Here is a 12,711-nt window from a genome sequence, read left to right on the forward strand (position 1 = left end):
CGCGAAAACGCGTCAGCGACTGGGAGCGCCGGCTTCCAGCCGGCAGACGGCGCTCCGCGCCGCCCCTGCCCGCCTCCCCCTTTTTTCCATGAAACCAACCACCGCCCTCCGCGCCACACTCGCGACGCTCCTGCTTCTCGCCGCCACTGCCGTCACCGCCGCCGCCCGGCCCGCCCTCACCTGGCATGACACCGCGCCATGGAAACCCGGCGGACGCGCCTGGGACGACACGCCGACGCCCTTTTCCCGCCTTCCGCGGCGCGCCGAGGGCGAGGTCACCAAGGCCGTCTGGAAACTCTCGCTCAACTCCGCCGGCCTCGTGTTTTATTTCCGCACCGACGCCCCCGAAATCCACACCCGCCACACCGTCGCCGGCGAACTCGCGAAGCCCCACATGAACGCCACCGCCACCAGCGGCCTCGACTTGTATGCGCGGGACCAGACCGGCGCCTGGCACTGGGCCGGTTCCTCGCGCCCGAACTCCAAAACCCACGAGCAGGCCGTGCTGTCCGGCGCGGAACCCGCGCTCCGCGACTACATGCTCTACCTGCCCCTCTACAACACCGTCGAGTCGCTCGAAATCGGCGTGCCCGCCGGCTGCGCGTTCGAGCCCGTCGCCCCGCCGTCGGAAAAACCGGTGGTGTATTACGGCACCTCCATCGCCCAAGGCTGCGCCGCGTCGCGCCCCGGCCTGACCACGCCGGCGATGCTGGGACGAAAACTAGGCCTGCCCGTCATCAACCTCGGCTTCTCCGGCAACGGCAAAATGGAGCCGGCGATGGCCGGCCTCGTCGCCGAAATCGACGCCGCCGTCTTCGTGCTCGACTGCCTGCCCAACATGAGCGCGCTCTCCGCCCCGGAAATCATCGGGCGCACGGAAAACTGCATCCGCGTCATCCGCAAAACACACCCGGCCACGCCGATCATATTGATGGAAGACCGCACCTACGGACACGCCTGGCTCGTCCCCAAACTCCGGCAAAAACACGCGGACGCCCGCGCCGCCCTCCGCTCCGTCCATGAAAAACTCGCCGCCGGGGGCGTGACGGGCGTCACCTACATCCCCGGCGCGCAACTGCTCGGCGATGACGACACCACGGTTGACGGCTCCCACCCCGGCGACCTCGGCCTCTTCCGCCAGGCGGAAATCCTCCTCCCCGTGCTCAAACAGGTTTTAAAAAATTAGGAACGCATCTTTAATCAACGTGGCCCGCATTGTTCATCAACGTCCCCTCAACCGCCTCCCGCGCCCATGAAAATCACCAGCAAGAACGGCGCCGGGATCCGCCAAGCCTGCCGCCACGTCTGCGTGCATAAGACCCTTGTCGAATGACATGCGCGCGTGATGCCATCCCGCAAAAAACGAACCCTCTCCACTTCCATGAAAACTCAAATCCTCGCCCGCCGCCTCCGGCCCTTCGCCCTCCTCGCCGCGCTCGCGCTCGCCCCGGTTTTCTCTCCGGCGGCGACCGAGTTTCGCTATCTCGCCGACGCGCCCGCCTCCATCGAGGCCCTCGTCGCCCCCATCCCGCCGCCGCCGCCCGATGACTCCTACGCAGGCAGGGCCGACATCGAAACCCTCCTCCAAGTCCAGAAAGACCGCACCCCCGCGCAAATCAAGCGCGCCGCCATCGTCGCCTCCCTCAGGGCGGTGTGGATGGGCCAGCGTGTCTTCGGTCCCTCCTTCACCAAGGAAAACCTCCCCCTCACCTACGCCTTCCTCCACCACGCCAACCTTGAGCGCCACGAGGTCGCCGCCAGCGCCAAGGAACGCTGGAACCGCGTCCGCCCCTTCGACCGCGGCCTCGGCGTCGAGATGACCGTTCCGCGCCGCCCCTCCGGCACTTCCTACCCCAGCGGGCACTCCGCCTCCGGAGGCTGCTACGCCGCCCTTTATTCCGCCGCCATGCCCGAATACACGGCCCTTTTCGACGAGGCCATGCGCGAAATCATGTGGTGCCGCGTCATCGCCGGCGTCCACTACCCCACCGACACCCAGGCCGGCGCCGACCTCGGCCTCGCCATAGGACGCGAAATGCTCAAAAATCCCGCCACCCAAGCTGCCGTCCGAGAAATGCGCGCCGAAATTATTGCCTTCCTCCAAAAAAATCCTGACGCCGCCGCCTTCGCCGAAAAAACCGCGGGAACCCGCTTGGCAAAAGAACTGAAACCGAAGGAGGCGAAAACAACAAAACCATGAGCCAATTCTTCTTAATCCCCCTTTCGCCCAAAATGAAAATATCCGCCTTTCTTGCGCTCCTCGCATCCGTCATTATCCTTGCCGCGCCGCTTCGCGCCGCCGCCGGCGCCATCCGCCCGGTGGAACCGCGTTGCGAGCATCGCGACAACCCGCTCGGCCTCCGCGAGGTGTGGCCCCGGCTCACGTGGCGGCTTGAGGCCGTCCGCGCCGACGACCGTGGCCTCGCGCAAAGCGCGTGGCAGATCCTCGTGGCCTCCTCGCCCGAAAAACTCGCGGCCGACGCCGGCGACGTGTGGGACTCGGACCGCGTCACCAGCCCGGACGCCCGCGCGGTTTTCGCCGGGCGCAAGCTCGACGCGCTCCAGCAGGTCTGGTGGAAGGTGCGCGTGTGGGACGGTGACGGCGCCGCCTCCGGCTGGAGCGCACCGGCCACATGGTCGCGCGGGCTGGAGGAAACGGTGACGTTGAAGGACTGGCCGGGCGACTGGATCGGCCTCGACCCGACCGACAAGGAACGCAACGAAACCCTCACCGACGCCCAGCGCCAGCGCGCCGCGCGCCGCCAGCTCAAGTGGGTGAAGGCCGTGATGAGCGGCGTGAAAAAACGTCCGCTCCCCGCGTTCGACGCCAAGGTCGTCGCGCCGCCCACCGACACCGACATGGCCGCCGACCGCCCGCTCACCGCGTGGTTCGCCAAGACTTTTCGCGTGGACGACAAGGCCGCGCTCGCCCGCGCCGTCATCTGGATCGTGCCCGACATGGAGTGCGAAATCTGGCTCAACGGCCGCCGCGTCGCCGCCGCCGCGCGCTGGGAAATCGCGCGGCAGATCGACCTCGCGCCGTTCCTCCGCGACGGCGAAAACCGCGCCGCGCTGCGCGTGACGCAAAACGACGGCTACGCGCCCGCCGTGCTCGGCGAGATCGAGCTGTTCCCCGCCGGCGCCGCCTCGCGCCGCGTGCCGCTCGACGCGAGCTGGCGCTTCGCCGCGTCCGACGCCGCCGCGCCCGACGCGCCCGGGCTCGACGACGCGGGCGCGTGGAAAAAGCCCGAGCTTCTCTCCCGCGTCTGGGGCTCGGCGGAAAACGTCACGCACCACTACGCGCCGGCCGCGATGCTGAGAAAGGAGTTTGCCGTGGAAAAACCGGTGCGGCGCGCCACGCTCGTCGCCACCGCCGCCGGCATCTATGAAATCGAAATCAACGGCCGCCGCGTCGGCGACGACTTCTTCGCGCCCGGCAGCACCGAATACCGCCGCCGCCTGCACGCGCAGACGCACGACGTCACCGCCCTGCTCGGCGCCGGCGCCAACGCCATCGGCGTCACGCTCGCCGACGGCTGGTTCGCCGGCGTGATGGGCTACTCCGGCCGGCGCCATACCTATGGCGGCTGGCCGCGCGCCCGCGCGCTGCTCGTGATCGAGCACACCGACGGCACCGTCGCGCGCGTCGCCACCGACCGCTCGTGGAAGGCCGCGTTCGGCCCCGTGCGCTACGCCGACCTCATGCAAGGCTGCGGCTACGACGCGCGGCTGGAGACGCCGGGCTGGACGCGCCCCGGTTTCGACGACTCCGGCTGGAAACCCGCCGCCACCGGCCAACGGCCGCTGTCCGACGGCGCGCCCAACCAGCTCGTGCAAACCGTGGTCGAGGGGGCCACGCTCGACGGCGCGCGCATCACCGAAACACTGCCCGCGCGCTCGGTGCGCGAGACCGCGCCCGGCGTGTGGCTGGCGGACTTCGGGCAGAATTTCACCGGCTGGGCGCGCCTGAAAACACGCGGCGGCGCCGGCGCCCGCGTCGTTTTTCGCCACGGCGAAATGCTCAACCCCGGCGGCACCCTCTACACCTCCAACCTGCGCGGCGCGTCGGCGGTGGACGAGTTCTGGCTGCGCGGCGACGCCGGCGGCGAGACGCTGGAACCGCGCTTCACGTTCCACGGTTTCCGTTACCTCGAAGTGCGCGGCCTCGCGCAGGCGCCGGCCCCGGCGGACTTCACCGGCGTCGTGGTCCACACCCCGATGAAACGCACCGGCTGGTTCGAATGCTCCGACCCGCGGCTGAACCAGCTTTTTTCCAACATCATCTGGGGCCAGCGCGGCAACTACCTCGAAATCCCCACCGACTGCCCGCAGCGCGACGAGCGTCTCGGCTGGACCGGCGACACGCAATTCTTCGCCCGCACCGCCTCCTACAACTTCGACACCCGCGCCTTCCTCGAACGCTGGCTCGAATCCCTCGCGGGCGACGCGCAAAACGCCGAGGGCGTCTTTGCCGCCGTCGCGCCCGCCTTCCCCGGCTACCATGTGCGCCCCTCGACCGCGTGGGGCGACGCCGCCGTGATCGTCACGCACGTCCTCTGGCAGCACTACGGCGAGACGCGCCCCATCGAGCGGCACTTCGACGCGCTCGCCCGCTACCTCGGCTGGCTGGAGCGCCGCGCGCGCGACGGCATCGTGTTCGTCGGCGGCTACGGCGACTGGCTCCACAAGGGCGGCACCGCGAAAACCGAGGTGATGGACACCGCCTACTACGCGTATCTCTGCGACCTCATGTCGCAGATGGCCGAGGCCGTCGGCCGCGTGGCGGAGGCCGCGCGCTACGCGGCCTTGCGCGACGAGGTGCGCGCGGCGTTCGAACGGGAATTTCTGCGCGACGACGGCTCCATTCTCGAAAGCAGCCAGACCGGCTACGCGCTCGCCTTCACCATGGATCTCGCGCCCCCGCGCCTCCGTGAAAAAATGGCGGACAGGTTCAACGACGAAATCAAGAAATTCGACTGGCACCTCGCCACCGGTTTCATCGGCACCCCGCGCCTCATGCCCGCGTTGTTCAACGCCGGCCTCGACGCCACCGCGTGGCGCGTGCTCCTCCAGGACACCTACCCGTCATGGCTCTTCCAGGTGAAACTCGGCGCGACCACCATGTGGGAACGCTGGGACGGCTGGACGCCCGGCGAGGGCTTCCAGGCCGTCGCGATGAATTCGTTCAACCACTACGCCTTCGGCGCGGTCGGCGAGGCGCTCTACCGGCACGTCGCCGGCATCGACACCGCCACGCCCGGTTTCCGCGACATCGTCATCCGCCCGCGCCCCGGCGGCGGGCTGACGCATGCCCGCGCCGCCTATGAAGCCGCGACCGGCCGCGTCGAAAGCGGCTGGAAAATTCTGCCCGGCGGCGGCCTCGCGCTCGACGTGACGATTCCCGTCGGCTCCCGCGCGCGCATTCACCTCCCCGCCGCCAACCCCGCCATCGTCACCGAGAGCGGCCGCCCTCTCGCCGCCGCTCCCGGCGTCCTCCTGCTTCCCTCCGAACCCCCGGGTGAAACCGCCTGCGAAACCGGCTCCGGCGAATATCATTTTGAAGTGCGCCCTTGATTCCCCGACCTCACCGTCACTAACTGCACTTCCCCATGAAAAATCCATACCGCCTACGCGCATTCCTCTGCGCGCTCGCCCTCGCCGCCGCCGGCGCCGTGCTCCACGCGAACGTCAAAGTCCCCGCCATCTTCGGCGACAACATGGTCCTCCAACTCGGCAGCCCCGTGCCCGTCTGGGGCGCCGCCGCGCCCGGCGAAAACGTCACCGTCGCCTTCGCCGGCCAGACCAAGACCGCCACCGCCGGCGCCGACGGCAAATGGCGCGTCAACCTCGACCCGCTCACCGCCAGCAAGGAGCCCCGCGAGCTCACCATCACCGGCGCCAACACCCTGCGCTTCACCAACGTCCTCGTCGGCGTCGTCTGGCTCTGCTCCGGCCAGTCCAACATGGAATGGCAGCTCCAGAAATCCGACAACGGCGAGCAGGAAATCGCCGCCTCCGCCCAGCCGCTCCTGCGCCTCTTCCATGTCAAAAAAGCCTGGAGCGACACGCCGCGCGACGACGTCGAGCTCGAAAACTCTTGGGCCTGGGCCGCCGCCGCGCCCGACACCACCCCGAAGTTCTCCGGCGTCGGCTACTTCTTCGGACGCGCCCTCCTCAAGGCTTTTAAGGAAAACATCCCCGTCGGCCTGATCAATTCGAGCTGGGGCGGCACCCGCATCGAGCCGTGGACCAGCCCCGCCGGCTTCGGCGGCATCCCCGCGCTCGCCGACATCGATGCCCGCATCCAGTCCGCCACCGCCGGCACCGACGCCAACAAACGCCTCACCGCCCAGGCCCTCGCCGACCACGAAGCCTGGCTCGCCGCCTCCCGCGCCGCCGCCGCCACCGGCAAAGTCGTCGCGCCCCCGCCCGAGTTTCCCAAGGCTCTCCTCCCCCTCAGCGCCGACAGCGCCTCGCGCCCCCAGCAAAGCGCGACCGTCCTCTACAACGCCATGATCGCCCCCCTGGCCCCCTTCGCCATCCAGGGCGCCATCTGGTATCAAGGCGAGGCCAACCTCGCCGACGGCGCCCTCTACTACGACAAACTCAACGCCCTCGCCGCCTCCTGGCGCCGCGAGTTTGAAAACCCCGCCCTGCCCCTCCACATCGTCCAGCTCGCCCCCTACAAATACAACGACACCACCAGCCTCCCCGAAATCTGGGCCGCCCAGGCGCGTTTCGCCCGCGACGACAGCTACTCCGGCATCGCCATCATCAACGACGTCGGCAACGTCAACAACATCCACCCCACCGACAAACTCACCGTCGGCGGCCGTCTCGCCCGCCTCGCCCTCAACAAAACCTACGGCGTCACCCAGGTGAAATGCGACTCGCCCGCGCCCGCCGACATCCAGTTCACCCGCGACTCCGCCGTCATCACCTTCGCAGGCACCGCCAAACTCGCCACCCGCGACGGCCGCGCGCCCGACTGGTTTGAAATCGCCGGTGCCGGCGGCTGGCGCAAGGCCGCTGCCACCATCAAGGATAACACCGTCACCGTTCGCGCCGACGGCGTCACCCAGCCCGCCGCCGTCCGCTACGCCTGGTCCGGCACCGCCGAGCCCAACCTCCGCGACGCCGAGACCGGCCTCCAAGTCGGCGCCTTCACCCACGGCGAAATCCCCCCGCCCGCCGAACTCGCCAAGCTCGGCGCCGACGCCGCCGGCTTCCAAGTCCTCTACGACCTCGACCCCCTCGCCAGCAGCGGCCACGAGGTCACCTACTCCGTCAACAACGCCGCCAAGTTCGCCGGCAAAAAAATCAAGCGCGTCGCCTACTACCTCGGCCTCGTCAACGCGGACGGCGACGCCACCTGGTCCTTCGTCTCGCTCGACGCCTTCTCCCAGGATGCGAAAAAACTCGGCGTGCCCACGAAAAACTCCGGCGCGCGCTTCCAGCAAAACGTCGCCAACCTCGTCGTCCGCACCAACGTCCGCAGCGTGAAGACCGGCGCGTTCAAGCAAGGCAACATCGAGTTTTGGGACTGCAACTACAACGGCCAGAACTCCGCCAAGGTTCCCGGCGCCAGCGACCAGCTCTTCGATTTCGGCGACAACATGAGCACCGGCCAGTCGCCCGGCTACGGCAGTATGCAAATCCACAACACCGCCGAAAAGCAGACCATCATCGCCTATAACCACTGGAGCGTCGGCAAAGCCTGCGACCTCGGCATCGGCAGCCAGCCCGGCGGCGGCAAGGCCAATCCCGACTGGACCTTCTCCAAGTCCGGCGGCAAGCTCCAGTCCGCCCGCCTCCTCGTCCTCGTCCAACCCGAGTAATACCATTCCCAGCCATTTATAGACTCATCAAGGCAGGGCGAAGCCTCCGGCTGAGCCTCGGCTCGGCGGGGTGCCTCGCCCTGCCTAAAATATAAATTCCGTTCGGAGATGGTATAAAAGCCCCGCCGTCACCCGGCGACGGCACCGGTGTTGGCTTTAATCGAACAGAAGGAAACGAAGGGAACCAAGAAAGCCATAATATCATTTATGAATTGAAATTACGTTTTATCAAAAACGCGCTTTGGAGGGACGACCGCCACCTAAAATCGGATGCCTATTGGTAATTGATATAAGGGCAATTTGAAAAATTCTGCTTCCCCTTCAAAAAACCAACCGCGAATGAGCGCGAATATTGCATAATATAATTCTAGAACATTTCCTATTTATTCTGTCGCATGTAGGGCGCGACCTTGCGTCGCGCCGCGGGCGCTAAACCGGCCTGACACAAGGTCAGGCCCTACGGGGACATGGTTTATTTGCGACAGAATAAATAGGAAATGCTCTATCAAAGAAATTATGATTTTACTGAATTCGCGTCCATTCGTGTTTATTCGCGGTTGAAAATAATTTTTCAAACTGCCCATAAATGTATTCTTGGTTCCCTTCGTTTCCTTCTGTTCGATTAAAAATCACTCGCCGTAGGCGTCGCGCCTGGTTTTCCACAGGAGCGCAAAGACCGCAGCACCGGCCAGCCCGACCAGGCAGAGCGCGCCGAAGGCGTGGGACCAACTGTATTTCTCCACCAGCAGGCCCAGCCCCCAGCCCGAAACGATGGTGCTCGCGTAGGCGAACAGCGACGTGAAGCCGATCGCCGTCGCCGCCGCGCGGCGGGTGACGATGTTGGCCGTGATGACCCCGCCCAGCGCCTGCGGGCCGTAGATGCAAAAACCCGCCGCCATCAGCAGCAAGGACATGGCCGGCGGCGGCAGCGGCAGCAGCCAGAAAAGCAGCATGAACACCACGGCCAGCACCATGCACAGCACGCACACCCGCGCGGCGCGCCCGCCAAAAAAACGGTCGGTCACCCAGCCCGCCAGCAGCATCCCGGCGATGCCCGCGATTTCGAAGCCGGCGGTCATCCAGGTGGATGACTTGATGGAGATGCCATAGTGTTCGCCGAGGAAAGTCGGCCCCCAGTCGAGGACGGCGTAGCGCATCACATAGACAAAAAACTGCCCCGCGCCGATGATCCAGACCACCGGATTGAGAAAGACGTTTTCGCGGATGAACCGCTTGAACGCGGCGGTGTCGTTTTCATTTTCCGCCGCCTCCGCCTTTTTGCCGGCGCCGGGCAATTCGGGCAGCCCCACCGACGACGGCGTGTCGCGAAGCGCGAACCAGAGGGCCCCGGCCCCGGCGATGGCGATGGCGGCGGGCAGCCAGAAGCACCAGCGCCAGCCGAACGCGACGACGTAGCCGCAGAGGACGACGACAAAGCCGGCGCCGATGGAATGCGAGGCGTTCCACACGGACATCTTGGTCGCGAGTTCGGCGGGCGGCACCCAATAGGTGATGAGGCGCGCGCAGGGCGGGAAGCCCATGCCTTGGAACCAGCCGTTGACCATCCAGATGACACCGAGGCAGACGACGAGCACGCCGAGGAATTTCTCGCCGGTGCCGGCGCCTGCGATGGCCGCGGCGACGGCCGGGCCGAAGGCAAACGCGACACTGCACAGCGAGGCGAGCAGCAGCCCGGCGACCATGAAGCGGCGCGAGTTCACGCGGTCGCCGATGATGCCGTTGAGGAATTTCGACACGCCGTAGATGAGGCCGTGCGCGGTGAGAAACACGCCGAGTTGCGCCTTGCTGATGCCAAACTCGGCCTGGAGGCCGGGCATGGCGACGCTGAGGTTTTTGCGGACAAAATAAAACAGCGAGTAGCCGATCATCGTGGCAATGATGGTGCGCCATTGCCAGTAGCGGAAACTTTTTGCGGTCGCGGGGGACATGGTGTTTTCGGGCGGAAACTATATTGGTCCGGGGAGCGGGGTATCGAGGCGGGCGTCCGCGCCCTGCGAGGACACCCAGTCGGCGTGAAAATCGCGCACGGCCAGGCCGATCGGGGCGAAGTCGCACGCGGAATGGAGGATGTCGGGTGTCATCGTGACGGCGGCGGCACCGGCGGCCAGCGCGTCCGTCGTCTGCGTGATGTTCTTGAAGCTGGCCGCAACGATTTTCGCCGGCGACCCCGCCCGCGCCAGCACGCCGGAGACCTCGGCGATGATCGCGCGGAAATCAATCCCCATCTGCTCCATCCGATTGCAATACGGCGCGAGGTAGCGGGCGCCGGCGGCGGCGGCGAGATACGCCTGCATCCGCGTGTATATTCCCGTGGCGGTGACATTCACGCCCCCGCCCGCCAGCGTTTTTATCGCCTCCAGCCCCGGCTCCGTGACCGGGATTTTTATATAAACCCGCCCGTCAACCCCGGCCAGCACCGCCCGCGCCTCCGCCAGCATCTCCTCCGTCGTGGCGCCGAGCGTCTGGATGTGCAGGGATTTGTTTTCCCCGATGATCTCCCGGATTTTCCGAAAATGCGGGTAGAAATCCAGTCGGCCCTCCTTTTTTATAATCGTCGGGTTCGAGGTCACGCCCGCCAGCGCGAACCGGCGGTCGCATTTTTCAATCTCGGCGATGTTCGCCGAGTCGAGGATTATTTCCAATGGTGTTTTCATGGGCCTAATTCAGCATGACCTGGCCGCCGGTGACGGGCAGGGCCTGGCCGGTTTCATATTGTTGCTCGACCAGATAATAAACCGCGCGGAGGACATCGGCGGCGCCGCACCCGCGGCCCATCGGCGTCTTCGCCTCGTAAAACGCCCGCACCTCGGCGGCGGTCCTGGCGCCGGGCACCTTGCCGGCGCGGAGGTATTGCGCGAAAAGCCCGCGCTCCGGCTCGGACCAGAGCGGGCCGTCGAAAAAGTTTCCGGGGCAGACCGCGTTCACCTTGATTCCCCACTCGACAAGCTCCTTCGCGAAACTTTGCACCAGCCCGACGCCGCCGAATTTGCTCCCGGCGTAGGCGCCGTTTTTGCCGGAGCCCTCCAGCCCGGACTTGGAATTTATTTGTATAATGTCGGACGTCCAGGCGGCGGCGCCGGGGGCGGCGGCACCGGCTGCGATATGCTGCGTTTTCATCATGCCGCCCGCGTGTTTCGCGACGACGGCGAAACCGACATAGTTGACCTCGGCGACAAGGCGCAGCGCCGCGATGTCCTGCCCGAGGATGCCGCCGGCGCCGCGCACGATGCCCGCGTTGCTCACGCAAAGGTCGAGCCCTCCGCTGCGCAGCGCGATGTCCTCGCACAGGCGCGCGACGGATTCCTCGTCGGCCACGTCCGCGCCGTGAGCGAACGCGACCGGGGCGGCGGCGCCTCCGCCGCACCCGGCGTTGAACTGCTCCGCGAGGCGGGCGGCGCCGGCTGCGTTGGTGTCGGCGAGGTGGACGATGGCGCCGCCGGCGGCGAGGCCGCGCGCGATTTCCGCACCGAGGCCCTGCGCGGCGCCGGTGACGACGGCGACGCGGTTTTTCATGGTGGTGGCGCGGTTTGCCGGGAAAATTTCGCTTGTTATCCTGTATGAAAAACAGCGCCCGCCGCGCCTGAGCGTGGCGGCGCCGGGGATGCCGCCCGGAAGCCCGCCCGCGATTCCCCGCGCGATGGCGGCAATATCATCGGGCGGGGGCGCGGAAACATCAATCACGGGCGCGCCCGGCGCGCCGTCGGGCGTGTATGAAACGGCGGCGGGGCGGCGGGTCCGCCCGAGGACGACTCCCCGCAGGATTTGCGCAAGTGTTACTTCTGTTGTCATTGGGAAATGATATAACATGGGCGCGGCGGCGGCACCGCGCGTTTAGGTTTAAGGCTCCGATGGCGTGCGGAGCTTAACCATTATATGCACGGCGTTGGTTTTGCCCTTGGTCAGATTCCCTTGACGTGCCAGAGGCCGCCGTCCTGCCCGCAGACCATGAGCAATTTGTCGCCGTGGAAGTCGGCGTCCTCCGGCTCAAGCGTCAGGTCTTTGCTGAAGTCCATGATTTTTTCGATTTTTCTTTTGCCCAGGTCGACCACGATGAGGGCGCGGTCCGCCGGGTCTTTTTTGGCGCCGGCGGGTTTCGGGCAGCCGACGGGCATGTAGAGCCGGTCGCCGCGGATCACGCCGCCCTGGCTGAGGTGGCGGAAACTGATGGTGAACCGGTCGAGGAAGTCCTTTTCGGTGAAGGTGACGTCGCCCTCGGAAAGGGCGGGAAGGCGGACCTTGGTGATGAGGTAGTCGCTTTCGTCCGCGCGGTTTTTGGCATCGTGGGTGATGGCGGCGAAGTAGAGGAATTTGCCGTCCTTGTCCACATACCAGTCGAAAGAGTAGTCGGCGGTGAGGGGTTCCATGCTTTTGCCGTCGCGGCGGACTTTCAGGGTTTGTATCAACTTCGCGCCGGCGGCGCTGACGCTCTGGACGAAGCAACGGCGCTGGCCGTAGCACTCGGAGACGTAGAGGGCGGGGTAGGCGCTGTTGCCCTCGGGGAACTCGACGCCGAAGTTGGCGCAGTTGGCGTGGTTTTCCGGCGCGGCGGTGTCGAGCAGGTAGTCGTTTATAAACTCCTTCGTTTTCAAATTATACATGCGGACGATGCCGGTGTTGTTGAAAAGGAAGGCGGTGTCCTTGTGGATGGCCATGCCCTGCTGGGCCTCCTTCTTGTAGGTTCCCACGAAGGGGTGCTCCAGGGTCGGGGCGGCGGCGCCGGTGCCGGCGGCGGTGGCGGTGGCGAGGGCCCCGGTGGCGGCGAGGACGGCGAGGACGAGGGCGCGGGCCGCGGAAAACGCGGCGGCACCGCGCGGGTGTGTCTTGGTTTTGTTCGGTTTCATGTCGGGAATAA

General features: G+C 66.4%; 8 protein-coding genes. 4 read left to right on the plus strand and 4 right to left on the minus strand.

Annotation, left to right across the window (positions count from 1 at the left end; genetic code table 11):
• The first annotated feature begins 88 nt into the window (after positions 1–88).
• From OH491_RS06065 to OH491_RS06080, 4 genes are all read left to right on the plus strand, one after another.
• Entirely contained in the window at positions 89–1,186 is a 1,098-nt protein-coding gene (locus tag OH491_RS06065) for an SGNH/GDSL hydrolase family protein (RefSeq protein ID WP_068771860.1), read from the plus strand.
• A 195-nt stretch (positions 1,187–1,381) separates the two neighbouring features.
• Positions 1,382–2,200 (plus strand): phosphatase PAP2 family protein, encoded by an 819-nt coding sequence (locus OH491_RS06070; protein ID WP_068771859.1) that lies wholly within the window; start codon positions 1,382–1,384, stop codon positions 2,198–2,200.
• A 32-nt stretch (positions 2,201–2,232) separates the two neighbouring features.
• Positions 2,233–5,574: a family 78 glycoside hydrolase catalytic domain gene (locus OH491_RS06075; RefSeq protein WP_068771858.1), complete on the plus strand. Its 3,342-nt coding sequence runs from the start codon at positions 2,233–2,235 to the stop codon at positions 5,572–5,574.
• Positions 5,575–5,609: 35 nt separating this feature from the next.
• Entirely contained in the window at positions 5,610–7,838 is a 2,229-nt protein-coding gene (locus OH491_RS06080; RefSeq protein WP_068771857.1) for a sialate O-acetylesterase, read from the plus strand.
• Between the two features lie 629 nt (positions 7,839–8,467).
• Here the strand turns inward: OH491_RS06080 and OH491_RS06085 are convergent.
• The 4 genes from OH491_RS06085 to OH491_RS06100 form a co-directional block, all read right to left on the minus strand.
• Complete coding sequence (locus OH491_RS06085) at positions 8,468–9,787, minus strand: MFS transporter (protein WP_068771856.1); 1,320 nt, start codon at positions 9,785–9,787, stop codon at positions 8,468–8,470.
• A gap of 18 nt (positions 9,788–9,805) precedes the next feature.
• Complete coding sequence (locus OH491_RS06090; RefSeq protein WP_334319538.1) at positions 9,806–10,513, minus strand: fructose-6-phosphate aldolase; 708 nt, start codon at positions 10,511–10,513, stop codon at positions 9,806–9,808.
• Positions 10,514–10,517: 4 nt separating this feature from the next.
• A complete protein-coding gene (locus OH491_RS06095; protein WP_068771855.1) occupies positions 10,518–11,648 on the minus strand; it encodes an SDR family NAD(P)-dependent oxidoreductase in 1,131 nt (376 codons plus the stop codon).
• A 110-nt stretch (positions 11,649–11,758) separates the two neighbouring features.
• Positions 11,759–12,700 carry a hypothetical protein gene (locus OH491_RS06100; RefSeq protein WP_068771854.1) on the minus strand — a complete coding sequence of 314 codons (942 nt, stop codon included), beginning with the start codon at positions 12,698–12,700 and terminating at the stop codon, positions 11,759–11,761.
• Between the last annotated feature and the right edge of the window lie 11 nt (positions 12,701–12,711).

Origin of the sequence: Termitidicoccus mucosus, assembly GCF_038725785.1 — a bacterium.
Classification (GTDB): domain Bacteria; phylum Verrucomicrobiota; class Verrucomicrobiia; order Opitutales; family Opitutaceae; genus Termitidicoccus; species Termitidicoccus mucosus.